Raw genomic sequence first — 24657 nt, forward strand, 5'->3', positions numbered from 1 at the left:
TTCGTGTCTCAGGATGACAAGGCGCTTGCGGTTTCAAGTTTCATCACGGGAAAGGTCTCGCGTTTGGGCGCGATCGATCCGACCGTTGAGCCCTATCGCTCGAAACTCGAAGCCGCCGGCATTACCGCCATCGATCTCACCAAGGTCAAAGGCGAAGGCCTGAACCACGGCAAGTTCGCCGAAAGTCCTGAAATCGTTCAGCTGATTGGCCAGCGGATCGTCACCGGTCAGACGCTGACGGATTCCAACGTCACGCTCGGCCAAGGACTTACCGCTGTCGTCGGCGGAACAGTGACGACCATCGGTAACGTCGCAGCCACGGCTGTCGCCGCGCCGGTGACGGTGCTTGAACAGCCGATGCGGGCCAAGAAGCGCCCTGTCGACGAAACCCTGCAAGGCGATCTCAAACCACAGCAGTTGACCCAGTAGCAATCAGGCATTCTGTGCGCTGTTACGTCGTGACCCTCGTTTGTTACCGTAACGTACTTACCGACCAACGCTTTTCAGTGGGAATCTGCGGCCGAGTTTGGCCTACCTACAATCAGGAGAGCGTAGATGTTGAATCACCTGCATGGACAAGGGAGATCGCAATGAGTGCATCTCTCTCAAAACGGCTTCGGCACGCCGGCGCAGCTTTGGCATTGGCGCTGGCCTCGACATCCCTCAGCTATGGGATCGCCCATGCGCAGCCGGCGACGCCGGCTCAAGATACGACCAAACCGAATATACTCGTCATCTTCGGTGACGACATCGGCCAGACAAACATCAGCGCCTATTCGATGGGCGTCGTGGGCTACAAGACGCCCAATATTGATCGTATTGCCAAGGAAGGCATGCTGTTCACCGACTATTACGCCGAGAACAGCTGCACTGCCGGCCGCTCGACATTCATTACCGGCCAGGTCTGCCTCCGTACGGGTCTCTGCAAGGTCGGCATTCCCGGAGCAACGGTCGGCTTGCAGGCGCGTGACATTACCATCGCGCAGGCGCTGAAGCCACTCGGCTATGCAACCGGCCAGTTCGGCAAGAACCACCTCGGCGATCGCGACGAGTTCCTGCCAACGCAGCATGGCTTCGACGAGTTCTTCGGCAACCTCTATCACTTGAATGCCGAAGAAGAGCCTGAGCGTCCCTATTATCCAAAGAACGACCAGGCGTTCGTGAAAGCGAATTCGCCGCGCGGCGTCTTGCATTCGTTCGCTGACGGACGGGTCCAAGATACTGGCGCTCTTAATCGCAAGCGTATGGAAACGATCGACGATGAAACGACCGCTGCGGCGATCGATTTCATCCAGCGTCAGGCCAAGGAAGGAAAGCCCTTCTTCACCTGGATGAATACCACGCGCATGCACGCTTTTACCCATGTTCGGGATTCGATGCAGGGGCAAAGCGGCATGCCCGGCAACGAATATGCCGATGGCATGATCGAGCATGACGGCGATGTCGGGAAGCTCCTCAAGGCGTTGGACGATCTCAAGATCGCCGACAATACGATCGTCGTCTACACGACGGACAACGGCCCGAACCAGTGGTCTTGGCCAGATGCGGCGACGACCTCTTTCCGAAGCGAGAAGGATACCAACTGGGAAGGCGCCTTCCGCGTTCCGGCGATCGTTCGTTGGCCCGGCCACATCACGGCGGGCGAGGTGTCCAATGAGATGATGTCCGGACTTGACTGGTTTCCGACCTTGCTTGCCGCAGCCGGCGATCCCGGCATCAAGGAACAGCTCCTCAATGGCGCAAGCATCAACGGCAATCAGTTCAAGGTCCATCTCGACGGTTACAACCAGCTTCCTTACCTGACAGGACAGCAGCCGAAGTCCGGACGCGAAGATTTCTACTATTTCAACGATGATGGAGAGGTCGTCGCTTATCGCTATGGCAATTGGAAGATCGTGTTCTGTGAACAGAGGGAGCCGGGCGGCTTCGTGGTATGGGCAAACCCCTTTACTTGTTTGCGTGCGCCGAAGGTCTTCAATCTGCGCATGGACCCCTTCGAGCGCGCCGACGTCGTCTCTGACCAGTATTATGACTGGCTGGCGAAGAATGCCTATCTCATCCAGTACGGCATCTACCGAGTCGCCCCCTTCTTGCAGACGTTCAAGGACTATCCTCCAAGCCAGCGTTCCGCGAGCTTCAGCATCGATCAGATGGTCGACGCCTTGATGCGCTCGCTGGAGAGCCCAGCGTCAGGAAAATAGCAAAGCGGCGGCGGGCGGCTTTGCTTTTCAAGCAGCCGCCGCGCCAGCGATTCACCGGACGGCCAAGCCCTTGGCGACAGCCTTCCGGTGGCGAACCCTCCAGTCAGGTCAGGTGGCAACAAAAGCTGCCGAACGGCCCTGCAGCACCTGAAGATGCACTCGATTGGCCGCGCGGGCAGCCGCATCGGCCCAACACTGCAACACCCTCCCCCTTCGACGCGCGGAAATCCATTGGCCGAGTTGAATTCATGGCCCACAGCAGCAGATTTACGCCTGATGTAACGTTTTGTGGAAGCCGTGTTACCGTAACGTACTTACGGGTAAGGCAAGACGCGGAATATTAAGGGCAGGCTTTCGGAGGCGACGATGGCACTGGCATTTGACGCAGAACACCGGCCGCAACGTCAGGGCGACGACAATGGCGACCTAGTCTGGATAGCCGGCCGGACCTTCGTGATGGGGTCCAACGACCATTATCCGGAAGAGGCCCCGGCTCATCCTGTTGCCGTCGATGGCTTCTGGATCGAGGCGACGCCTGTCACGAACCGCAAATTCCAGGAATTCGTCAAGGCGACCGGCCACGTAACATTGGCCGAGAAGGCGCCCGACCCGAAGGACTATCCGGGCGCCCTGCCCAACATGCTTCGGGCCGGATCTCTTGTCTTCACACCGCCGAAATCGGTGAGTGGCGCGGATATCGCTCAGTGGTGGAAATTCAAGTTCGGGGCCAACTGGCGGCGACCCTACGGCGGCCTCAGCGACCTCCGCGGCAAGCTCGATCACCCGGTTGTCCATGTCGCCTACTCCGACGCGAAGGCCTATGCCGAATGGGCCGGAATGGATCTGCCGACAGAGGCCGAGTGGGAACTGGCGGCACGTGGTGGGCTTGACGACACTGAATTTGCCTGGGGCGACGAGCTTATGCCCGGTGGTGTTGCCATGGCCAACACCTGGCAGGGCACCTTCCCGACCCACAGCACGAAACCTGACGGCAAGGACCGGACGACACCCGTGCGGTCGTTTGCGCCAAACGGTTACGGCGCCTATGACATGATCGGCAATGTCTGGGAGTGGACGCAGGACTATTGGTCGACGCGACATCCGCAGCCTGCGGCAAAGGCGTGCTGCATCCCCGAGAACCCGCGCGGCGGCGAAAAAGAGGCAAGTTACGATCCCAATCAGCCGAATATTCTTATCCCGAGGCGAGTACTGAAGGGCGGCTCGCATCTTTGCGCCCCGAACTACTGCCGGCGCTATCGCCCGGCGGCGCGCCACGCCGAGCCAGAAGACACGTCCACTAGCCACGTCGGCTTTCGCTGCATTAAACGCGTTGCAACCTGATCAGGAGTATCCGATGTCCCGGTCTGTGCGCTTCCTCCTGCTTTTCTTGCTGTTGCCGGTGAGCGCATTCGCGCAGGAGCTTCCCTCCTGGAACGATGGCAAATCGAAGCAGGCAATTGTCGACTTCATCAAGAAAGTGACAACGCAAGGCGGCGCCGACTACGTGGCGCCCGAGGACCGCATCGCCGTATTCGACAACGACGGTACGCTCTGGACCGAGCAGCCGTTCTACTTCCAACTTGGCTTCATACTGGATCGGGTCAAGGCGCTCGCTCCACAGCACCCCGAGTGGAAGGAAAAGGAACCCTTCAAGTCGATTCTGGCCGGCGATCTCAAGGGTATCGCAAAGAGCGGCGAACGAGGCCTCGTCGAGCTTGTGATGGAGACCCACGCCGGTCTGACGACCGACGATTTCCGCAACATCGTCATCGACTGGTTCGCCACGGCGAGACACCCGAAGACCGGCAAGCCTTACAACGAGATGACATTTCTGCCCATGCGCGAACTGCTGGATTACCTGCGCGCCAATGGCTTCAAGACCTTCATTGTTTCGGGTGGCGGCGTCGAGTTCATGCGCCCGATGACCGAGAAAGCATACGGCATTCCGCCTGAACAAGTCGTCGGAAGCACGATCACGACGCAATACGCGCTCGTCGGCGACATCCCGGTTCTAAACCGCCTTCCGAAAGTCGATTTCGTTGACGATGGCCCGGGCAAGCCGGTGGGCATCAACAAATTCATAGGCAGGCGACCGATCCTTGCCGCAGGCAATTCGGACGGCGACTACGAGATGCTGCGCTGGGTAATGGCTGGCCAGGGACCGCACTTTGCAATGATCATTCATCATACCGACGCAGATCGCGAATACGCCTATGATCGCAAATCGGACTTCGGGAAGCTGGACAAGGCGCTCGACGAGGCGGAGAGCCGCAACTGGCTGCTCGTCGATATGAAAGCCGATTGGAAGAAGATTTACGCGTTTGATCAATAGCCTCCCGGCTGGCGTTTTCCAGCCGTTCAACCGCTCTGTACCCCTGCTATCAAACGAAAGGAACGAACAATGTCGGAACTCGTTGTGATCGGCTTCGATGCCATGGATGAAGCAGATAAGGTGTTGTTGAAACTTCACAACCTGAAGAAGGAATATCTGGTCGACCTCGAGGACGCGGTGGTCGTCGTGAGAGATGAAGCCGGCAAGGTCCATCTCAAGCAGAGCCTCAACCTGGCAGCAATCGGGGCCACATCGGGGCTTTTGTCCGGCTCACTCTGGGGCGCCCTGGTTGGTCTGCTATTCCTCAATCCGCTCGCAGGCTTTGCGATCGGCGGGCTCGTCGGTGCAGGCACTGGCGCGATCTCCGGTTCGCTTTCCGACTACGGCATCAACGACGAATTCATCAAGTCTCTTGGCGGAACCATACCGAACTCCTCCTCCGCTCTCTTCGTGCTCATACGCAAGGTGCAGCCGGAAAAAGTCCTGGCAGAGTTCCAGGGGCTGCGTGGCCGCGTACTGAAAACCTCGTTAGCGCCGGATCAGGAGGAGAACCTGCGCAAGGCACTCTCAGGAGGCTCAGACGAAGCGCCCGCCAAGCCAGCCAAACGCCGAACGACTGCCAAAGGGGCAGCCAACCAAAGTTAGACGGCGATCGATACCAGCCACGACTGTAAACCTACATGCAATATCGGCCCGGGCGAGCCGCGCGCAAATGCGCGGCCCTTGCCGCCGGTCGCACGCAGCGAAACACTCTTACGGAACTCGCTGCGCTACCGACGCGGACTCACTACACGCTGCAGCGCCGGCTAAAAGGCAGTCGCTAGCCCCTCCGCTGTGAAGCGGGCGCCCGCTTTCGTCAGTCCTTCTTCGATGGAGGCGGAAAGCAGCGGTTGATAGCGTCGCTGCGCCATTCTCTCGCGGAAGGTCGTCTCGAAATCCGGCGTGAGCTGCCGGAGCTCTGTAAGCCGCTGCGCCGCTTCATCCGACCCGAGTTGCCCGAGTGCGGCAACGCGCAAGACGCTGATCAGGAAATTCCTGTCACTTGCCTGCTCGGCAAGCAGCGAAGCCTCCGACCAATCTCTTCGGCGGTAAGCGTCGAGTGCGAGAACCAGGACCGCATCACGCGGAACGACATCGACTAATCTACCGGCATCGCGCGCAAGAGAAACGCCCGCATCAAAATAGCCCAGCGCGAACAGTGCAAGACCAAGCTTTGCAGCCACATCGGGGTTGTTGGGATTGAGCGCGAGCGCGCGGTTGCCCGCGGCAATCGCCGCGTCGATCCTTCCACTGTAGAATTGCGACAACATCAGCGCCAGGTGCGCCCGGTCCGAAAGCGGCGACAATGAGACTGCCCGGTTGGCAAGCTCGAGCGCACGCGCGAGCTTGCTGTTGTCGGTGATCTCCGCCTGCCCCGCCGCTAGCAGCATTGCCAGCGCTGCGGTTGCGTCGGCATCGTAGCGGTTTGCCGCAATCGTTCTTTCCAGGCAATTGATTGTACGCGCGAGGGCCGATGCCGGGCCGTCGTCCAACTCGTGTTCGGCCTGAAGGACGCATGCGTTGCCAAGCGAGCCCTCAGCCATATCGTGTGCTTCGATGTTGTTGATGATCCCACGTGTAGCAGCAAAGCGGCGCGAGAGTTGCGCGACCAATTCCTCCCGGACCGACGCAACCGTCCTGCCGCTGGTATCGACCCTCTCCAAACCGGATTTGAGAAGATCGCCCGTCGCCGTGTCGACGACCTGCCACCAGATACTGCGATCGTCACCATCACCGTAATATTTCATATCGATTGCGTAGGCGTTCGATCTGGCCGGGCGAAGCACCGAGGCAAGCGGCCTCTCGCGCCGGTCGGCTTGCGAAACCGTCAGAGTCTGAAATTGCGTGAGGGCGGTCAGCAACATGTCCCGAGTAACAGCGGCCTCGTCACGCAGCCCCTCATCCACCGCAGTCAGCGTGAGTGCGACTGTAGGCTTGGCCGTTGTTGTGACGGTACGCGCCGCATAAACGGTGATACCGGTGCCTACGACCACGACCATCAGCAGCGCCAGGGTTGCAGCGAGCCGCAAGGTCGCCCAGAAGGCGCCTTGGACTTTCGGCGCAACCGTAGAAACGGGCAACTGAGGAACCAGCTTTACGGGTTCGCCCCAGGTCGTTGCGGGATGCTCTCGATCATCGATGCCTGGGGATGCACCGGTGGACCGCGTGAAAATCGCAATATAGCGCCCTCTCGGCAATTGAACCGTGACCCCACCATCTTCACCGAAAGCCTCGTAATACTGGCTGAGCGAGGATCGCAATCGGCTGAGCTCGATGCGAACAATGGGATCGAGTGACGGATCGAAATTGCTTTGTCGGCCAAGCACGTCAATGGCGATAGAATAGGCCTTCACGCCCTCGGCGTGCCCAGCGAATTGCTGTTCCGCGATATATTTAAGGATGCTGCGGCTTCTTTCGGTGGCCCTGAACCGCTCGTCGGCGAGCAGACGCTCCAGTTCTCCGCTGGCTTCCGAGCATGAAACGTCATGAGCCCAGCCTTCGTATTCCTTAGCCTTCATTGCCGCCCCGCTACGCAATGCTCAATGCCAAGTAGAACAGATGGGCTTGCCTCGCAGAAAACAAGGGGTTGCAACACAAAACGCTAACAAAACCAAAACGTGACCGACATTGGTGCGAGCTGGTCGGTCCTATTCCAGGCCGCCGCCTCCGCGCTCACGACAGTACTTGATCACGTCTGCCTCGATCTCTGCGCAGACCATTTCATATTCATGGACCATCGCATGGTTCATGTCGCCGGCACTGCTCCTCAGCCGGTCGAGGGTGGAGCTAGCATCCTCATAGGCCTCGCAGAGGCTGCCAAGAGATTCCGACTTCTCCCCGATCAGTTGAAGCCGCCCGCGGACCGAGGGCAGCTTCAGCATCAAGCGGTGTAACCCTCGCCGCTCGGCATCGGAAGGCGTTCTTAGCCCGTCGTTTTCCTTGCCCATGAAGACCACCCCGGCCTCAGTCGGCTTCGTTTGAACAATCTTAGCGAGCCAGTGGCTTGGCGGAAGTACGCAACGGTAACAGACCCGCGTTAATAGCGGCCACCAAGCCTTGTTACCTTGGCATTTACGTTCCGTACCCGCCTGGAACGCAACAAGAGTGCTGCAAATTGGGCCTGTATGGTCACGCGGCCGGGATCAGTTCAAATGAGCGGCATCAGCGTGAACAGTTCCTGAGCACGATTGACGCCGCGCAAGACATGCTGGCCGATCGAATGCATGCTGTCCATTTGTGTGGGTGCAACGATTGCCGCGAAACTCGCCGACATCAGCAAGCGGCTCTGCAGCGACCGACAGAGCGAGACAATTCGGCTGACTTCGTTGACGGCAGGCCCGATGACCGTAAAATCGAGGCGATCTGCACTCCCGATGTTGCCGTAAAAGACCTCGCCGAGATGGAGCCCGAGATAGACGTCGGTCACCGGCCTCCCCTCGATACGGCGCTGCGCATTGAGGTCGAGCAGGCGTTTATCGAGCAGCGACCGGGCATTCAACGCCGCCGAGCAGGCCTCGCTCGGCCGCCTGCCCCTGAAAATCGCCAACGTGCCGTCGCCCATCAGCTTGAGCACTTCGCCGCCCGCTTCCTGCACCGACGAGATCACTGCATCCGCATAGTCGTTGAGCATCGGAATAATCTCTTCCGGATCGACTGTGTCCGAGATGTGCGTGAAGTTGGCAAGGTCGGAAAACCACAGCGCGGCCGATATGCGGTCGCTTTGACCGCGGGTGATCTTGCCGTGCAGTACCTGGTTGGCCGCATCCTGCCCCAGATAGACCTTGGCAATCGTGCCGGCAACGCCGCTAATCGTCACGCATTTGACGGCCAGCGCCAGGCAGGGAAGCAGATCGCGCAATACCGCGACGTCACGATCGGAGAATCCATCCTTCGCTCGCGTGGCAAAGTGGGAGAAGAAGCAGTCGATGTCTCCGATCGTACCACCATCGCCGAAGCGATGCGCAATGGCGATGAAGTCTGTGAAACCAGCAGCCTTCAGATCGTCCAGCAGGTAGAAATCGGTCGTGTCACCATTGCTCAGGCTTCTGCGGACCTCTACGGACCCCGTCGTCTCCAAATGATGGAATGCGGAGCGGAGCCAGTTGTCGGCGATCGCTCCGGCACCGGAAAAGCCGTATTCCGACACCCGCTCGATCGGCTCTCGGCTGTCCCAGCGGAAAGCTCGGCGTTCATAGACCGGATGCAGAGTGTCCATGACGGCAACGGAACGCTCGACCGGCAGTCCGTTCGCACCACACCGTTCACAGAAGCCGGCGAGCAGGTCCGCTTCGGCCACGCCCTTGAGCCCGCTCTGCATCAGCCAGGTAGTGATTTCTATGACGTGACGGTCGTCCACGGCTGTCTCCTAGAACCGGGCGTCATTTTGCTTTTCTCAAGCCGAATGGCTGCGTATCCGGTCATCGCGGGACGCCCAGACCGGTGAACTTACAGTTTTGCGAAGGCGGCTCTTGAAGCCGCCTCGGGTCAATTAACGATGGTGACGCTTGCAGTGCGACCGGCGACAAGCGCCGTGTCGTCGGGCAGCGCATCGAGCGCCACGCGTACGGGGACGCGCTGAGCCAGCCGCACCCAAGTGAAAGTCGGAGTTACGTTAGCGAGCTGCGCGCTGGTATCGCTGCGTTCGCGATCCTCTATGCCGCCCGCGACGCCATCGACATGCCCCTTAAGAGGCGTTTTGCTGCCCATCAGATAGACGAGCGCAGGATCGCCGACCTTGATGCGGTCCAGCTTGTTTTCTTCGAAATAGCCGGCGACGTAGTAGGAATCGCTGTCGATCAGGGCGGTAACGGCGGTGCCCGCAGTAACATAATTGCCCGGCTGCATGGAGAAGTTGGTGAGCACGCCGTTGACCGGCGCCCGCACCACGGAACGGTCGAGATTGAGCTGAGCAGTGTCACGGCTGATCACGGCCTGGTTGTAGGCGGCCTCGTCCTGCTGGACTGTCGTCTCAGCCTGCTGGATCTTCTGCCGTGTCACCGAGCTCTCGCCAAGTTTGCGATAGAGCTCGAGGTCGCTTCTCGCCAGGTCGAGAGCCGCCTTGCTGCTTTCCATCTGCGCTTCGGCCTGGCGCAAGGCGAGCGTAAAACGCGCCTGATCGATACGGAAGATCACGTCGCCCTTGCGAACAGTCTGATTGTCCTTTCCATCGACTTCACTGACGATCCCGGAGACATCGGCGGCTAGGCGTACGACGTCCGCGCGAACTTTGCCATCGCGGGTCCATGGTTCGTCCATGTAGTAGTCCCACAAATGCCAGCCGAGCACTCCCGCCAAAGCGACCATGACGCCGGTAACCAGGAAGCGACCGGAATGAGCGAAAAGCGATTTCATAGTGACACCTTATTCAAAGATAGCGCGATGGCGCCGAGCAGGCAGAAATACATGGCCGTGTCGAAGAGCGGTCGATGCCAGACCAAACGATAGAAGCCGACATACGCCAGTGCACTCCGCAGGATGGCGTTGAGGAGGTAAGCGGCGAATGCGATCGCGCCGAGCGTTGGGAGAAAGACCCCGTAAATATCGATATCCGGCCTCATGCCGCATGTTCCTTTGCAGTTCCGGCTGTCGCGCCCGTGACAGCCTGAGCGAGGGAGGCTGCATCCGGGTAGAGAGTGTATCTGAGCGCTGTCATCGAGCGGCGCGCGCCCTCGATCGCCGACGACCGGCCGGCCTCAATCAGTGCTGCGAGCGACTGGTCCAGTGTCGTCAGCAGGTTTCCGTCGGGTTGAGCATCCCGGCTCTTCTGCTTCTGCTGATAATAAGCCGCAACGCCCGACAGCACGTTCTCGATCGGCTCGCGCTTGTCGCGCGAGACAAGCTGCTTGTGGCGTTGGAGCTCCAGCGTATTGAGGCCGTTCCGCAGATCCCGCAGGATATCGGTCTGAGCGACGGCGGACTCGGCCGGGATCATCGCCAGGCGCGGGGCAACCAGGCCAAACCGGTCGACCATCCGATAAAGCAACTTCGTGAAGTCGACGTCCTCAGGGCGACGCGCCGCAGCGACGATATCGGTCCAGCCCGAGCGCAGCAGCCGGTAGGCGGTCCATTCTGCACCGACAGAACGAACAAGAACGGTCGTTCCGCAGGCGATCACCATGCCGATGATCATGGCCGCGTTCGAATTGAGGAAGGAGGCGAGATCCAGGCTCAAGCGATCCTGCAGCGTCAGCATGTTCGGCAGGTTCACGCAGAAGCCCATGCCGTAGAGAGCGAGCGATGGCTTGGTCATCAACAACCCCGCCGGCACCAGGACCAATCCAAGTGCTGCGGCAAGCTCGACATAGGTATGGACCAACGGCATCAGGCCGAACTCGAAAACAAACGCTGCGATCACGGTGACGATCGCCACATTGACGAACTTGATCATCATCGGCGCGGGATCGTCCATCGATGAAAAGATGCAGCAGAGCACACCTGCCATCATCGCGGCGGCGCTGCCTTGCGGCCAGCCGGTATAGATCCAGAGGGCTGTGGCAATGAACGTCGCCAGCATCACGGATAGGCCGGAGTGAACGGCCATGCCGTAGTCCTTGTGGATAGGCGCGCGATCGAACGACGTGCCGAAGCGGCGCCAACGAAGATCGTGATGCGATCCGGATTGGATATCCTCGCGCAGACTGAGACAGTCGCCCCAGATCTGCACCAGATCGCGGATGCGAGCGGTGAAGTTGTGAGCAAGAAGCCCATTCCACTCCTGTTGCTCGCGTCCCTCCTCCTCAGACTTCGCTATCAGGGCAAGGAGCTGCTGGCGCTTATCCTCGGCAAGAGGCGCACCGTTTTCGAGCAACGCGCTGACTTCGGTTACGAGTGCAGTGATGGCGGGTGTGAATTTGCCCGCCGTCGCCTTGTCGAGCGCGTGCAGCACGTCAGCCAACCCTGAAACGACAGGCAGCATCGCAACCATGCGCTGCTGCAGCATTCGGGTGCGACCGACCATATCGCGCAGTGCCGAAGTGTCGTAGGCCACGTGAGTGGTAAAGCTGTGGAGGTCGACTGCGTCGGCAGCCAGCCGTCGGGCTGCCGCCAGAAGCGAAGGATCGCGTCCCCTGCCCTCCAGCGTGCCAATGGCGAGCTCGGCGCCGTCTCGCAGCCAGGCATTGATGCGCGCGGCCAGAACCGGCCCTGCATGCCGGGGAAAGAAGATACGATTGACAATCGCCGCACAGATGATGCCGAGCGCGATTTCCTCGACGCGGGCAGTTGCATAGGTAAAGGCCGTGTCCGGATTTGCGACGATCGGGAATCCGGTGAGAGCGGTCGTGTAGCCCGCCAGCATGAAGCTGTAGCTCCGTGGCGTCCGGTCGAGCAGACTGACGCCGAGGCAAAAGGCCATCCACAGCGCAATCGCAAGCGTCAGCATTTCAGGCGAATTGACGAGGTTGGGGATCAGGATCACCGTGACCGTACCGCCGAGTGCGGTGCCAATCAGTCGGTAGAGCGCCTTCGACGTACTCGCCCCGGACAGCGGATGGGCCACGATGTAAACCGTGCCGACCGCCCAGTATGGGTTTGGCAGGTCGAAGCAAAGCGCAAGGCCAAGCGCCAGCATTGCGGCGGCGAAGGTCTTGATGGAAAAAACGACGTCTCCCAGACTGGGATCGGTCGCGTTCTTGCTACTCGTCATTTTCCTGTATTCCGGATAGGGCCGCGGTTTTCGCCGCGATGGCGCGCAGGACTTCCAGGGCGGCCCCGACCTGTTCAGGATCGAGGTCGCCAAGGATCTGTGCTCGCAGCTCCGCCGCACAGCTTTCGGCGCGCTCGGCGACCGCTGTGCCTCCTCCGGTGAGTTGCACCAGCTTGATGCGACGGTCCGCCTCATCGGGGACCCGGCGGATCAAGCCGTCATTTTCCAAACTATCAAGAACCCGCACGAGCGTCGGCCCTTCCACACCGACCCGTTCGGCCAGAACACCCTGTGGGATCCGGTCGCCATGCCGAAGCAGCGCAATCAACGGCGCCGCGCTGGCATCGGATAGATTGTGCTCGGTCAGAATGGCGTTCAAAGCGCGACGCCACCCGCGCCCGCAGATCATAAGCAATGGTGCGAACTCGGCCCAGGTTTGTGTCTGATTCGTTGTCATGGAATTAGATAACATCCTATCGATTAGAATTCAATGGTATTGTTGGGCGCATGACGATTGTGGTTAGCGGATCGTTTTTTTTGCCCCGCAATTGCGGGACTTTCTGTTCGTCACTGCCGGCGACCAATCATAATTTGCCGCGACGCCGACATTGCATGCCCGGAGGCTAGGCAAGGTAGCTCACACGGAAATGTCATTTGCGAGCTAGGCTCGCTCGCTGAGGAGCAAACTTCATTCGGCATTCTTGGCGAAATCGGCACATATTAGCAGCGCCGGAAGTGCCAAATTAGCGCATGCGAAGCCGCCGTTTTTCTTTTTGACGCAACCGCACTGCACTTAACCTTACCGGCTAACCACTCCATTAGCATCCCCTTGAAAACGCGGGGGATTATGGCACGTTGCAGCCATGACAAACATCCGCACTCCGAAATATAGCGCCGACGATATGGGACGCTCGCGGGAATGCGAAGCTGCCTGCAATATGGCAATCACCGAAGTTGTCCGTCGCGCGGTCGCGGGATGGCGGGAAGAGGAAATTGCTCTTCATCTCGCAGACGCCGCAGGAGACTACGTGATGTATCTGGCCATAAGCGCGCAGCGCCGATTGATGGCAGCCAACAACAATTGAACGAAGCTTGGCACCGCAGAAAAGCCTGCGCAATTCTACGGCTCAATTGATCGGCGATGCAGGCGAAAGGTTAGTTCTGCGGCGTGTTTCTGAAGGCTTCCGCTTCCGCGTAGAACTTCTTTTCCCATGCCTTGTGATTGTCCAACCCCTCACGAATGAAGGGCGTGAAAACGGCAAGGTTCATCAGCGTCCAGTTCACAAAGCGCGCCGGGAACTTCAACGGCTTCACGAAATCGATAAAGAGCACCACGCGCGTCTCGTCGGTATGGTTCCACGCCTCATGCTCGTAGGCGTCGTCGAAGATCAGCGCCTTTCCTTCCTGCCAACGGCAGATCTGATCCTTGACCCGGATGGCAAGCTTGTCGGCAGGCTCCGGTACGATCATCCCGAGATGCAGGCGAAGCACGCCATTGTAAGGTCCGCGATGAGCCGGCAGATGCTTTCCGGGCTCGAAGATCGAGAACATGGCGGTTTTCAATCCGGGGATCTTCTGCACCGCCTCCCAGGTTTGCGGGCATGCCCTGATATTCTGTTCCGACTTCACGCCAAACCCGACGAGGAAGAAAGTCTTCCAGCCACTATCGCTTGAGATCGTCTTCACATCAGTCGAGATGTCCTGGAATGACGGCAGTTCACTCTGCCGCACGAGCACGCGGTCCAGCTCGGACCGTATCTCCGGCCACGCCTTCTCAACCTCGGCGACCCAAGGGAATGTCGCGGTATCATAGACCGGCGGGTTGCCGAGCCTGGCATATTTGAAGTTCAGCTTTTCCGCCCACGCGACGATACCCATGAAGAAGCGCGTAATTGCGCTTGGTCGACCCATCGGCGTGATGCCGGCAGTGTTAAGGGATTGGTCCCTGGACTGGGTAGGTTTGCCGGAAAGACCTGAATCGGTGGTGCGGTCGGTCATGAGTGGTCCAATGCGTGGAACAAGCGGCCCAAAGCTCAAAGAAATATGGAAAGGACCGCATGTTTCGCAAGATCGCGCAGGATGAGGTCAAATGTCGCGACGACATATAGGGGACCCGCGGCGCAGGACATTTACCCGCATCTGCCCGCCTTCGGGCAAGATCAATGCGAGATGGACTTCGAGAAGAGGTTGACCACGAGCACGCCGGTGATAATCAGCCCGAGCCCTACGATCGCCGGCGCATCGAGCCGCTGCTTGAAATAGACGAGGCCGACCCCGGATATCAGCACGATGCCGAGCGCGCTCCAGATCGCATAGGCGATCCCGACGGGGATGATCTTCAAGGTCATAGACAGGCAATAGAATGCTGTCGCGTAGCAGACGACCACCACGACCGTCGGTCCTACGCGGGTGAACTGCTGCGACAACTGCAGCGCCGTCGTGCCGATGACCTCGAGCGCGATCGCAGCAAAGAGCAGCGCATATACGGCAGCTGGAGCCATGGTGGACCTACCCTACTTGTTGGCCAATTCGACGAGACGGGAGATGAGCGCCTGGCGGTCGCCGCCGCTGTCATGACTGCCGAGCATGTCGGCAAGCCAGAGCCCATCGGCCGCAAATCGAACGATCTGCGCATCGACGGACGAATCCGTGCCGACATATTCCTCCGTCCGCTCCTGCACCCACTCGCGCCAGCGCTGCCGAAGCCTTGGCTCGGCGAGCAGCGCCATGGTGACCTGAGCCCAATGGGCGGCCTCGTCGGGCTTATCCCTAAGATCGGCGACAGCATGCAGATAGGCCCGGCTGAAGCGGCCATGCGGGGTAGGGTCTTCGCGCATGCGCTCGTCAATATCGGCGTCGAAGCGATCCAGGAGACTTTCGAAAAGGGCGTCCAGCAACGCGTTCTTCGTCGGGAAATGGTGCAGTAGCCCACCCTTGCTGACGCCTGATGCGCCGGATACGGCATCCAGTGTCAGTGCGGCCATGCCCTGCTCCATCGTGAGGCGAGCGGCCACGTCCAGCAGCTGCTGGCGCACGACAAGGGGCTGTTTGCGGCGATGATGAGCGAGTGACATGCCAACAGAAGATACCGTCCAGACGGTTTTGTCAAGCCAACTCATATTCGACTGTCTGTGCGGATGGCGAATTGCCGCGTGCTGATCCAAGCGGTTGCAGTCCCGCTCCCCGCAGTGCATTAAGAGTCCGATTTCGAGGAATGGAACCGTGACGGAAAATGTCATTACGCTTTATGAGGCGATTGGCGGCGACGAGGCCGTCCGCGCCCTGTGTCGCCGCTTCTATGAGCTGATGGATACGCTGCCGGAGGCACAGCACGTTCGCGCCGTCCATCCGCCGACGCTGGAAGGCAGCGAGGAGAAATTCTACGAATACCTGACTGGATATTTCGGCGGCCCGCCGCTCTACACCGACAAGCGCGGTCACCCACGCCTCAGGAGCCGGCATTTCGTTGCCGAGATCGGTCCGGTGGAACGCGACGAGTGGCTACATTGCTTCCGTCGCGCGCTCGAGGAAACCATCGCCAATCCGAAGCTGCGCGAGATCATCCTGCCCCCCATCGAACGCCTCGCATATCACATGCAGAACAAGGAACACGGATGACCATGACGCTGAACGCGCGTATTGCGCCGCTGTTTTATCTGCTTGCCGGCTTGTTCGGTTTTGCCGGCGTGGCGCTGGCCGCGGCCGCAGCGCATGGCGGCGGCGACGCGCATCTTCTCGCTTCGGCTTCGGCAATGTGCCTGGCGCACGCCCCCACCCTGTTCGCCCTCGCGATCGGCGCCGAAAAACTTAAGACGGCGTGGCTTGCCGGCATACTGATAGGGGTCGGCACGCTTCTGTTTGCCGGGGATCTCGTTGTTTTGCGCTACGCTGGCTCCGGCCTGTTTCCGCTGGCGGCCCCCGCCGGCGGATTTGCCATGATGTTCGGCTGGCTGGCGATCGCCGTGGGCGCTTTCATTCGCCGAGGCTGATCGATCAGCTGACGGGGATGCGCCCAAACCGCAGCAGGTTGCCATGCGGGTCATGGATATAGAACTCTTCCATGCCCCACGGCCGTCGCTCAAGTGCGGTCAGACGCGCCACCCGCTTCTCCTGATACTCCGCATGGAGCGCAGCGATCCGACGGCCACGCAGATAGACGGACGTCGCTTCGCATAACGCCCGGTCGCGCGCCAGCCAGAAATGCGACTCCATCTCGTTCCGGCGGAGGATCAGATAGTCCGGAGATTGGTGGATGATCCGGTCGAAGCCATCGAGATCAAGCGATGGCAAGACCGGAAGGACTTCGACACGATCCGGATCCTGTTCGGTCATTTCAGATGCCAGCAACCACGGTGAAGCCTTCAAAAACCGGAGGCCCCTTATACATTGCCTTGCGCTCACCAGCGTTGCGGTGCGCGGCGCGGAAGTTTTCGGACTTCGTCCAGTTCAGGAAGTCGTCCTCGCTTTGCCAGAGCGTGTGCGAGGAAAACAGCGTGTAGTCCTCTTCCGCATTCGTCTTGCCCCGCAGCAGCCGGAATTCAACAAAGCCAGGAACCTGCGAGAGGCTGGAATCGCGGTCGCGCCATACATTCTCGAAGTCTGCCTCGGATCCAATCGCAACCTTGAAGCGGTTCATTGCAATATACATGGGTGATCCCTACGCTTTGCTTTTCGCAGCGACGCGCGAAGGCGCGAAGGCTACAACATTATTGCCGTTTGCGGCCTCCAGACCAAGCGGCTTTTCAGGCTGTTGGCCAGGCAACCGTGCCTCCCAGAGGGGAAACTCCGATACGTTGGGATAGTCCTTGCGCCGCTCGGCATTCCGGAGCAGCAGTTCGTAAAGCTCCGGCACAAGGCCGTCGCCTCTTTGAGCGGCGATCTTGTGCAGGCCGATCATCATGACCCCACCGGGGCGTTCTTCATTCATCGGGAATTGTCTCGTTCGTTCATTGTCTGCAACGCACGTTCCAGACTGGACTTGCTGCCGTTTCGAAGCGGGATGAAGGCCTTGCCGAACTTCTTGCAGCCGGTCTTCACGCGCAGGCAGGCATCGTGGCTGATACAGTCGATCGGGCAAAAGACGCAGTCGACCGAGGGAAGTACGGTGTCGATGCGGGAGACCGCCTCGCGCAAACCGCCGTCGTGATGGATCAGCTCTGCCCCGAAATCGCTTGCGATCTGGCGAAGATGCGCCACCTGGCAGTCCCGTCCGCCGACATACAGGAAACTGCGTCCATCAAGTTTGGACCGCCCCGACGTTTCCTGAACCGTCTGAGCATCAGCGTTAACGCGGATCTCGCGGTTGGAACCCTTCTTCGTCTTTCGAGCCATTGCCCACCCGTTCGCTCGTTGATCGTCACACGATTCCTGCGTGTGCCGGGGGACCTTATTAAACTTGATTTTTAGAGTAAAGTATAAAGTTGATTATAGAAGTCATATTTTATCAATGACCCGTCACCTGGACGTCCTGGCTGAACGACCAGACCGGCTTGCCCCACTCGACAGGGAGCGGAGGGAACGGAGCAGCGCGGCGGATGCCCTCGACAACAGCCTGATCCAGCTCCGGAATACCGGAGCTGCGCGCGATCGAAAGACCGCTCAGATCGCCGCTGGCGCCGATTGTCAGGCGAACGCGAACGCTCATGGATGTGCTCATGCGCTTGTACTCCGACGGCACCCTGACCGAGCGACGAATCCGGGATTGTACCTTGCCGGGATAATTGGCGACGGCCGCGCTCCCCGCACCGCCACTGCTGCCAGCCCCACGCGAATTCTGGTTCGATGTTGCCGTCTCGGTCCCGTCGGCGGACCCTCTCTTGGAATCCTGCTCGTTTTTACCGCCGGATTCTGCGGATGGTTGAGCCTTCTTCGGCGGCTCCTTCTTCTCGATCGGCTTCTTGACGGGCTTTTCCGCTTTCAGCTTGGGCTCCGGTGTTGGTTTATCCGGCTCGGGAGCGACCGCCGCCGTTTCCACCGGCTGAACCGGCTTGATCTCTTCCGGCGCCGCTTGAGCAACCGGAGGCGTTTCCGCAGGCACCTCGAGCGGCACTTCGGTCGCCATCGGCTGCACGAAGGACGTCTCGGCCGATGAGAGCGAAGTCAAAACCTCCGGTTCCGCGGCAACGATGTTCTCCGGTGAAACGCGCGTAACCTCTAGTGTAGGCGCAACGGTTACCGGCTCGGTGGTCACCGTTTCCGTCGGCGTCGCCGCCGTCGGCTGGACCGTCTGAGTCTGCGCGGTCTCGGCTACGATCTGCTCGGGCTGCTGCTCCTCAGCCTTCTCGCCCGCCGCCGCTTGGTCCGCTTCCGAATCGCCAAGGATAATGACGCTCACGACTTCGCCGGCCTCTTCGACCGGATCGTGCGGTGTGACCACAAATCCGACCACCAGCATCGCGATGACGGCCGCATGGCAGGCAAAGGAACTGAGGCAAGCCATCACCACATTGCGCTGAGGTGGTTTCGCGTTCTCTTCCCTTTCGGCGCTCGCCTCCAGCGACGGCGCGGTTGCGACGGTGCTGCTCGCACTCTGCGGAGCCTGCGGGAAGGATTCGATCAACGCCAGGCGCGCGTAGTGTATGGAAGCTTCGGCGGCTGGCTGGCGTGGCACATTGCGAAGATCGGACAATTCATGCCCGGGATGCATGCCGGGATTGTTGTCGTTCATTCCGCCGTCAGCGACCGGTTCCTCGACGAGAATGACTCTCGATTTGGATTTTGCTGAAACTGCCATTTGTGCCTGCCTCGGCCAGTTGAAACAGAAAACCGTCGGCTGTCATGCCGGCGAACCACTCAACCCTCGAAGGGAACGGAAACCTGTGAACGAGTGACAAGGCCCTTCATGCACTCTCCCGAGGCCGGCCCGTCGCAGACTGGCGCGTCGTTGATCAGCAAGCGCGTCACGCTCTCGCAGTTGACGTTCGGCATGTCGAACTGGCGCACACGCTTCTTGCCTTGCGGCAGATCGCGGAAGTCCAGCACGGTAACCCGGTCGACCGCGTTCTTGTCGTTGAAGAAAGCAAGCTCGAAGGAGATTTTGCTGATTGGCGCGGCAAGATTGTTGAGCGCAACGAAGGTCATCATGCAGCCCTTCTGTGATGGCGCCAGACCGTTCAACTCGACCTCGAGGCCCTTGGCCGGCGACGCTGCAGCAGCGTCCTGAGCAAAAACCTGCGATGCGCTCGCAACCACGATCAGACCGCTCGTCAAAAGCGCTGCAACCTTGCTCACTGCCATTCCTTCCATCAATAAACTCTAAAACTTGACTTCTAAACTCCGCTATTGCGTCATTAAAAAATGATGACTATGAAAGTCAAGATAATTATGGATTTTCCGGGCGTTTGGACGCCGCGGATCGAGCGGAAATAGCCGACCGAAATGATGGTTGAGAAGCCAGATAGCTTTAGTCACGCGTCGCCGCAGCGCGAACCAACGGCAGAAATGCGCGTTCTGGAAAGTGCGGACATTTTTCGCGGAGCGACCGAGATCATGATCCGTCACGACGGCGTGGTCTACCGCATGAAAATCACCCGTCAGGGCAAACTCATTCTCAACAAGTAGGGCTAGGACATGACTGAAACCACGAAACCGGCTCCCGCCGACATACGCGCATTTCGCGCGGAGAATCCGAAGATGCGCGAGCGCGATATCGCCGCACAGCTTCAGATTTCGGAAGCTGCTCTCGTTGCGGCCGAAGTCGGCATCACCGCAACCCGCATCGACGGCAGCGCCGTGAAGCTCCTGGAGCGGGTCGCTGAACTCGGCGAAGTCATGGCCCTTTCCCGTAACGAAAGCGCCGTTCACGAAAAGATCGGCGTTTACGAGAACATCACCGCCGGGCCGCACGCCTCGATCGTGCTCGGGGAAAACATCGACCTGCGCATTTTTCCAAACCGCTGGGCGCATGCTTTTGCCGTCTCTAAGAAGGACGGCGACCAGGAGCGACTCAGCCTGCAGTATTTCGACAAGGCAGGCAACGCGGTTCACAAGATCCATCTTCGCCCGGACTCGAATGTCGAAGCCTATCGCGCCATCGTCCGGGATCTGACGCTCGACGATCAGTCGCAAGAATTCAACGCTGATCCGACGCCCTCATCGATGGATGAGAGCGGCGAGGTCACCCGCGATGAACTGCGGGAGCACTGGAGAAAGCTCACCGACACGCACGAGTTCTTCGGCATGCTGCGCAAGCTGAAGATCGGCCGCCGAGCCGCCGTTCGCACCGTCGGCGACGACTACGCGTGGCAACTCGACAACACGGCAACGGCGGAGATGATGCACGCTTCGGTCAAGGCCGGTCTGCCGGTCATGTGCTTCGTGGCAAACAACGGCATCGTGCAGATCCATTCCGGCCCGATCTTCAACCTGCAGCCGATGGGTCCGTGGATCAATATCTTCGACCCGACCTTCCACCTGCATCTTCGGCAGGATCACATCGCCGAGACCTGGGCGGTACGCAAGCCGACAAAGGACGGCCATGTAACCTCGCTCGAGGCCTACAATGCCGAGGGCGAAATGATCATCCAGTTCTTCGGCAAGCGCAAGGAAGGCACCGATGAGCGCGACGATTGGCGCTCGATCATGGAAAACCTGCCGCGCGCAGGAACCAGCGTCGCGGCATGAGCAAGGGGATAACGATGCGTAAGGCACCGCGCAGCAAGCGGCTTCGGGCGATGGCGTTTTCAGCCACGGTTATTGGGCTGTCGCTGGCTCCGGTCTCGAATGCCCCGGCCGCTGAAAAACTGAATACGACGCGCCTTGTGTCCGTTGGCGGCGATGTCACCGAGATCATCTACGCGCTCGGTGAGCAGGACCGGTTGATCGCGCGCGACACGACCAGCCTGTATCCCGAAGCGGCAACAAAGCTGCCCGACGTAGGCTACATGCGCGCGCTATCGCCGGAGGGCATCCTCGCCATGAACCCGACGGCGATCATCGCCATCGAGGGATCCGGGCCACCGGAAGCGCTGAACGTGCTCAAGAGCGCGAGCGTCCCCTTCGAGACCGTGCCCAACGCCTATACCCGCGAAGGCATCCTCGCCAAGATCGACCGGGTCGGCGATCTCCTCGGCCAGCCCGACAAGGCAAAGGCGCTAGAGGAAAGGGTGGGTGTGGATCTTGACGTGGCAATCGCCGACGCCGCCAAGCGCCCCGAAGGCGAGCGGAAGCGCATCCTCTTCATTCTGAGTATGCAAGGAGGAAAGATCATGGCCTCCGGAACCGGCACGGCAGCCGATGGCATCATCAAGCTGTCCGGTTCCGTCAATGCCGTCGGCAATTTCCCGGGCTACAAGCCGCTAACCGACGAGGCGATCGTGGAAGCCAAGCCTGACGTCATCTTGATGATGAACCGCGGCGACGGGTCAGCCACCAAGGATGAAGATCTTCTGAAGCAGCCCGCGCTGGCCCTGACACCCGCGGCGCAAAACAAGGCAATCATTCGCATGGACGGCCTCCACCTGCTCGGGTTCGGCCCGCGCACCGCGAGCGCCGTCCGTGAGTTGAACGCAGCGATCTACGGAAGCTGATAATGGCTCTGCAGGACGCCATCGGACAGAAGCGCTCCATGTTTTCGCTGACAGGTCTGCGGGAGCTTCAAAGGGCGGGTGATCGCAGTCGCCTCGCGCTGCTGGCAATCGTTCTGCTTGCCGTCGGGTCCGTCCTGTCCCTGTTATTCTCAGTGACAACGGGTGCTTCCAACGCCTCGTTCCTCGACGTCATCGCCAACATGGCCGGCTCGGACGATGCGCTGAACGCCAGAGACCGGATCATCATCTTCGATATCCGAATGCCCCGCGCGATCCTGGGTTTCCTGGTGGGCGGCTCGCTTGCCGTCTCAGGCGCCATCATGCAGGGCTTGTTCCGCAATCCGCTTGCGGATCCCGGGCTCGTCGGCGTGTCCTCCGGCGCGAGCCTCGGTGCCGTGGTGATCATCGTGCTCGCCAGCACCTTTGCCGCGCCGCTTTACACGCTGCTCGGCATCTACGCGCTGCCGATCGCAGCCTTCTGCGGCGGACTTGCCAGCACGTGGCTGCTCTACCGGATCGCAACCGGGAACGGCCAGACCTCAGTTGCCACGATGCTGCTTGCCGGCATCGCGCTCGGCTCGCTTGCCGGCGCGCTCACGGGCCTCCTGATCTACATGGCCAACGATCAGCAACTCCGCGACCTCACCTTCTGGGGGATGGGATCGCTTGCCGGGGCGACATGGGCAAAGATCGCCGCCGCCGGCCCGATCATTCTTCTCTCCTTTGCGGCGATACCCTTCATGGCCCCTGGCCTGAATGCCATCACTCTCGGTGAGGCTACAGCCTTTCACATGGGCGTCCCTGTTCAGCGGCTGAAGAACATCGCCATCGTCACCGTCGCCGGGGCGACGGGTGCTTCGGTCGCAGTCAGCGGCGGCATCGGCTTCGTCGGCATCGTCGTTCCGCATGTTCTGCGCATGTCGATCGGCCCCGATCACCGCTTCCTGCTGCCAGCTTCGGCGCTTCTCGGCGGCTCGCTGCTGATTTTTGCCGATGTTCTTGCCAGGACCATCGTCGCGCCGGCCGAACTGCCGATCGGCATCATTACGGCCGCCGTCGGCGGCCCGTTCTTCCTTTGGATTCTGTTGCGGCATCGCGCACGCCTTGCCCTTTGAGTATTGAGCAATGATTGAGGTATCCGGCGTTTCCGTGCGCCTTTCCGGCAAGACCATTGTTAGTCAGGTCGGCTTCTCCGCCGAGGCAGGCCAGTTGACCGCGATTGCCGGTCCGAACGGCTCGGGCAAGACAACGACGATGAAAGCGGTCTCCGGCGAACTCCCCTACTCCGGCTCCATTCGTCTCAATGGTCAGGAAGTGAACGCGCTGCAGCCGTGGCGGCTGGCGACGATGCGGGCGGTGCTGCCGCAGGCAAGCTCGATCTCCTTTCCCTTCACGGTGCGCGAAGTGGTGCGGATGGGCCTGACCACCGGCGTCAATCGCAATCCTGAGAAAGCCGAGCAGACCGCGGCGAATGCACTGGCCTCCGTCGACCTGGGGGGCTTCGAAGGCCGCTTCTATCAGGAACTTTCGGGTGGCGAGCAGCAGCGCGTTCAACTCGCCCGCGTGCTCTGCCAGATCGCCGAGCCGGTCGTCGACGGCAAGCCCTGCTGGCTTCTGCTCGACGAGCCGGTATCCAGCCTCGACATCAGCCACCAGCTGACGATCATGACTCTGGCGCACAATTTCTGCGAGGCCGGTGGCGGCGTCATCGCCGTCATGCACGACCTCAACCTGACCGCGCTTTTCGCCGACCGGATCATTCTCATGAAATCCGGCCAACTGGCTGCAAGCGGTAGCGTCCGCGATGTGCTGACCGACGAGACAATGGAATCTGTCTTCGGCTGTGCCCTGCGGATCAATCAGGTTCCGGCCGACGGTACGCCCTTCGTGCTTGCGCACAGTGCGATCCAAACCGGATACAATCCAGCGTAGCGGAACTTTTGCAGGGTGACCGCGTTAAGCAATTGATGATGTGGGTCATTGCCGGGCGATAATCTTCATGCAAACTTCGGCAGCGGCCCTGTGTTGAATCAGGCCGCTAAGAGCGCGCCTCACCGATGGAGAAAATCGTGGCCTCTTCGCTCCTCCACCCCATTCGCAGCCGGCGCAATGGCGGCACGCTTCACAACATCGAATCCACCATCGAAGAACAGATCGAGTCTCTTCGTGAAGAGATCGCAGCACTGACGAAGATTGCCGGAAAGCAGTCACGAAAGTCGAGCGATCGCATGCGCTATCAGGCAGCCGCCAGCTACGACGATCTGCTCTCTCGCAGCGAAGACCTGATGCATGAATTGCAGGAAAGCTACCTTCGCGGCGCCAACGAAGTGCGCAATACCGTGCGCCGTCACCCAATCGCCACCGTCGGGGCGGCAGCAGCCTTTGGGCTCGTCCTCGCCCTTCTTGCCCGCCGTTAAGGAGGCTAAATGCTCTTCCCGCTCCTCAGCCTGTTGGTAGGCACGAGTGTTCACCGAACCGTTGCGCGGACGAAGCGCAACGGTATTTTCGTTGCCATTGCCGTCGTGCTCTTGTTGACCGCTTATACGCTCGCGGTCGTCGCCGGTGCCATCTGGCTCTCAGGCATCTACGGTCCGATCGGCGCAGCGCTGTTCCTGGCAGCCGCAGCCCTGCTGGTGGCGATCGTCGTTCTCGTCATCATGATGGTGATCAACGCCCAGGAGGCGCGCCGTGCCAAAGAACGCAAGCAGGCATTGGAATCGCTTGCAGCGGTCGGCATTGGTCTTGTCCGAGCTCAGCCCTTGTTGACGGCTGGCGTTCTTGCAGCAATCGTGGCGGCCAACCTCGTCGGTTCCAAGCGCGACGACTGACCTCTCAATTTTCGCGTAGCTCAAGGAAAAGGCCGGCGCCCTGTTGGGCAGCCGGCCTCTCCTATGGATCGAACGAGACTATTAT

Annotated in this window: 31 protein-coding genes; 15 read left to right on the plus strand and 16 right to left on the minus strand. The window is 60.1% G+C overall.

Going from position 1 to position 24657, the window contains the following annotated elements:
* The 5 genes from AF71_RS23980 to AF71_RS24000 all read left to right on the plus strand — a co-directional run.
* Nucleotides 1-429 (plus strand): alpha/beta hydrolase (locus AF71_RS23980; RefSeq protein WP_169683518.1); only part of this gene is annotated, 429 nt, incomplete at its 5' end.
* 161 nt (nt 430-590) lie between these two features.
* Nucleotides 591-2201, plus strand: coding sequence for an arylsulfatase (locus AF71_RS23985; protein WP_169683520.1), 1611 nt, complete (start codon nt 591-593; stop codon nt 2199-2201).
* A gap of 366 nt (nt 2202-2567) precedes the next feature.
* Nucleotides 2568-3542, plus strand: coding sequence for a formylglycine-generating enzyme family protein (locus tag AF71_RS23990; RefSeq protein ID WP_169683521.1), 975 nt, complete (start codon nt 2568-2570; stop codon nt 3540-3542).
* A gap of 13 nt (nt 3543-3555) precedes the next feature.
* The gene (locus tag AF71_RS23995) at nt 3556-4533 is read left to right on the plus strand and encodes an HAD family hydrolase (protein WP_018116962.1); all 978 of its coding nucleotides are present in this window, start codon (nt 3556-3558) and stop codon (nt 4531-4533) included.
* A 69-nt stretch (nt 4534-4602) separates the two neighbouring features.
* Entirely contained in the window at nt 4603-5178 is a 576-nt protein-coding gene (locus tag AF71_RS24000) for a DUF1269 domain-containing protein (RefSeq protein WP_018116961.1), read from the plus strand.
* Nucleotides 5179-5339: 161 nt separating this feature from the next.
* Here AF71_RS24000 and AF71_RS24005 read toward each other — a convergent pair whose 3' ends face one another.
* The 7 genes from AF71_RS24005 to AF71_RS24035 all read right to left on the minus strand — a co-directional run bounded on the left by AF71_RS24005 (nt 5340) and on the right by AF71_RS24035 (nt 12674).
* Nucleotides 5340-7091 carry a tetratricopeptide repeat protein gene (locus AF71_RS24005; protein WP_169683523.1) on the minus strand — a complete coding sequence of 584 codons (1752 nt, stop codon included), beginning with the start codon at nt 7089-7091 and terminating at the stop codon, nt 5340-5342.
* Nucleotides 7092-7220: 129 nt separating this feature from the next.
* On the minus strand, nt 7221-7529 hold the full coding sequence (locus AF71_RS24010; protein WP_018858272.1) for a hypothetical protein: 309 nt from the start codon (nt 7527-7529) through the stop codon (nt 7221-7223).
* Between the two features lie 191 nt (nt 7530-7720).
* Nucleotides 7721-8929, minus strand: a complete 1209-nt coding sequence (locus AF71_RS24015; protein ID WP_169683525.1) for an adenylate/guanylate cyclase domain-containing protein — start codon at nt 8927-8929, stop codon at nt 7721-7723.
* A 128-nt stretch (nt 8930-9057) separates the two neighbouring features.
* Complete coding sequence (locus tag AF71_RS24020) at nt 9058-9924, minus strand: HlyD family secretion protein (protein WP_169683527.1); 867 nt, start codon at nt 9922-9924, stop codon at nt 9058-9060.
* Nucleotides 9921-10130 (minus strand): DUF1656 domain-containing protein, encoded by a 210-nt coding sequence (locus AF71_RS24025; RefSeq protein WP_018116956.1) that lies wholly within the window; start codon nt 10128-10130, stop codon nt 9921-9923. Before AF71_RS24025 ends, AF71_RS24020 begins: the two co-directional genes overlap by 4 nt.
* The gene (locus AF71_RS24030; RefSeq protein ID WP_169683529.1) at nt 10127-12217 is read right to left on the minus strand and encodes an FUSC family protein; all 2091 of its coding nucleotides are present in this window, start codon (nt 12215-12217) and stop codon (nt 10127-10129) included. Before AF71_RS24030 ends, AF71_RS24025 begins: the two co-directional genes overlap by 4 nt.
* Complete coding sequence (locus AF71_RS24035; protein WP_018116954.1) at nt 12207-12674, minus strand: MarR family transcriptional regulator; 468 nt, start codon at nt 12672-12674, stop codon at nt 12207-12209. The genes AF71_RS24030 and AF71_RS24035 overlap by 11 nt, the downstream gene beginning before the upstream one ends.
* 406 nt (nt 12675-13080) lie before the next feature.
* On the opposite strand from AF71_RS24035, the gene AF71_RS24040 reads away from it, so the two are divergent.
* On the plus strand, nt 13081-13302 hold the full coding sequence (locus tag AF71_RS24040; RefSeq protein ID WP_169683531.1) for a hypothetical protein: 222 nt from the start codon (nt 13081-13083) through the stop codon (nt 13300-13302).
* Between the two features lie 70 nt (nt 13303-13372).
* Here AF71_RS24040 and AF71_RS24045 read toward each other — a convergent pair whose 3' ends face one another.
* From AF71_RS24045 to AF71_RS24055, 3 genes are all read right to left on the minus strand, one after another.
* Nucleotides 13373-14215: an aspartyl/asparaginyl beta-hydroxylase domain-containing protein gene (locus AF71_RS24045; RefSeq protein ID WP_112824726.1), complete on the minus strand. Its 843-nt coding sequence runs from the start codon at nt 14213-14215 to the stop codon at nt 13373-13375.
* Between the two features lie 161 nt (nt 14216-14376).
* Complete coding sequence (locus tag AF71_RS24050; protein ID WP_018858266.1) at nt 14377-14718, minus strand: SMR family transporter; 342 nt, start codon at nt 14716-14718, stop codon at nt 14377-14379.
* 12 nt (nt 14719-14730) lie between these two features.
* Nucleotides 14731-15291 (minus strand): TetR/AcrR family transcriptional regulator, encoded by a 561-nt coding sequence (locus AF71_RS24055; protein WP_026371931.1) that lies wholly within the window; start codon nt 15289-15291, stop codon nt 14731-14733.
* 148 nt (nt 15292-15439) lie between these two features.
* Between AF71_RS24055 and AF71_RS24060 the strand changes: the two genes are divergently transcribed.
* Nucleotides 15440-15835: a group II truncated hemoglobin gene (locus AF71_RS24060; protein ID WP_062376241.1), complete on the plus strand. Its 396-nt coding sequence runs from the start codon at nt 15440-15442 to the stop codon at nt 15833-15835.
* Between the two features lie 2 nt (nt 15836-15837).
* Nucleotides 15838-16206 (plus strand): DUF423 domain-containing protein, encoded by a 369-nt coding sequence (locus AF71_RS24065; RefSeq protein ID WP_169683576.1) that lies wholly within the window; start codon nt 15838-15840, stop codon nt 16204-16206.
* Nucleotides 16207-16210: 4 nt separating this feature from the next.
* On the opposite strand, the gene AF71_RS24070 is transcribed toward AF71_RS24065, so the two are convergent.
* The 6 genes from AF71_RS24070 to AF71_RS24095 all read right to left on the minus strand — a co-directional run bounded on the left by AF71_RS24070 (nt 16211) and on the right by AF71_RS24095 (nt 19453).
* Nucleotides 16211-16549: a VOC family protein gene (locus AF71_RS24070; RefSeq protein ID WP_169683533.1), complete on the minus strand. Its 339-nt coding sequence runs from the start codon at nt 16547-16549 to the stop codon at nt 16211-16213.
* Between the two features lies 1 nt (nt 16550).
* Nucleotides 16551-16865 (minus strand): antibiotic biosynthesis monooxygenase, encoded by a 315-nt coding sequence (locus AF71_RS24075; RefSeq protein WP_025660166.1) that lies wholly within the window; start codon nt 16863-16865, stop codon nt 16551-16553.
* A 9-nt stretch (nt 16866-16874) separates the two neighbouring features.
* Nucleotides 16875-17144, minus strand: coding sequence for a hypothetical protein (locus AF71_RS24080; RefSeq protein WP_018858260.1), 270 nt, complete (start codon nt 17142-17144; stop codon nt 16875-16877).
* The gene (locus tag AF71_RS24085) at nt 17141-17548 is read right to left on the minus strand and encodes a DUF2325 domain-containing protein (protein WP_018116944.1); all 408 of its coding nucleotides are present in this window, start codon (nt 17546-17548) and stop codon (nt 17141-17143) included. Before AF71_RS24085 ends, AF71_RS24080 begins: the two co-directional genes overlap by 4 nt.
* 112 nt (nt 17549-17660) lie before the next feature.
* Nucleotides 17661-18950: an energy transducer TonB gene (locus AF71_RS24090; protein ID WP_169683535.1), complete on the minus strand. Its 1290-nt coding sequence runs from the start codon at nt 18948-18950 to the stop codon at nt 17661-17663.
* Nucleotides 18951-19009: 59 nt separating this feature from the next.
* Nucleotides 19010-19453, minus strand: coding sequence for a hypothetical protein (locus AF71_RS24095; protein WP_025660163.1), 444 nt, complete (start codon nt 19451-19453; stop codon nt 19010-19012).
* 141 nt (nt 19454-19594) lie between these two features.
* Between AF71_RS24095 and AF71_RS24100 the strand changes: the two genes are divergently transcribed.
* The 7 genes from AF71_RS24100 (at nt 19595) to AF71_RS24130 (ending at nt 24572) form a co-directional block, all read left to right on the plus strand.
* Nucleotides 19595-19777, plus strand: a complete 183-nt coding sequence (locus AF71_RS24100) for a hemin uptake protein HemP (protein WP_018116941.1) — start codon at nt 19595-19597, stop codon at nt 19775-19777.
* A 9-nt stretch (nt 19778-19786) separates the two neighbouring features.
* On the plus strand, nt 19787-20839 hold the full coding sequence (locus AF71_RS24105) for a ChuX/HutX family heme-like substrate-binding protein (RefSeq protein ID WP_169683537.1): 1053 nt from the start codon (nt 19787-19789) through the stop codon (nt 20837-20839).
* A 14-nt stretch (nt 20840-20853) separates the two neighbouring features.
* Nucleotides 20854-21744 carry a hemin ABC transporter substrate-binding protein gene (locus AF71_RS24110; RefSeq protein ID WP_245267974.1) on the plus strand — a complete coding sequence of 297 codons (891 nt, stop codon included), beginning with the start codon at nt 20854-20856 and terminating at the stop codon, nt 21742-21744.
* A gap of 2 nt (nt 21745-21746) precedes the next feature.
* Nucleotides 21747-22859 (plus strand): iron ABC transporter permease, encoded by a 1113-nt coding sequence (locus AF71_RS24115; protein ID WP_018858255.1) that lies wholly within the window; start codon nt 21747-21749, stop codon nt 22857-22859.
* Between the two features lie 10 nt (nt 22860-22869).
* Nucleotides 22870-23676 (plus strand): heme ABC transporter ATP-binding protein, encoded by an 807-nt coding sequence (locus AF71_RS24120; protein ID WP_018858254.1) that lies wholly within the window; start codon nt 22870-22872, stop codon nt 23674-23676.
* A 125-nt stretch (nt 23677-23801) separates the two neighbouring features.
* The gene (locus tag AF71_RS24125; protein ID WP_018858253.1) at nt 23802-24161 is read left to right on the plus strand and encodes a DUF883 family protein; all 360 of its coding nucleotides are present in this window, start codon (nt 23802-23804) and stop codon (nt 24159-24161) included.
* 9 nt (nt 24162-24170) lie between these two features.
* Nucleotides 24171-24572 (plus strand): hypothetical protein, encoded by a 402-nt coding sequence (locus AF71_RS24130; protein WP_018116935.1) that lies wholly within the window; start codon nt 24171-24173, stop codon nt 24570-24572.
* Nucleotides 24573-24657: the final 85 nt, after the last annotated feature.

Source organism: Rhizobium sp. 57MFTsu3.2, from assembly GCF_012932765.1.
Lineage (GTDB): Bacteria > Pseudomonadota > Alphaproteobacteria > Rhizobiales > Rhizobiaceae > Rhizobium > Rhizobium altiplani.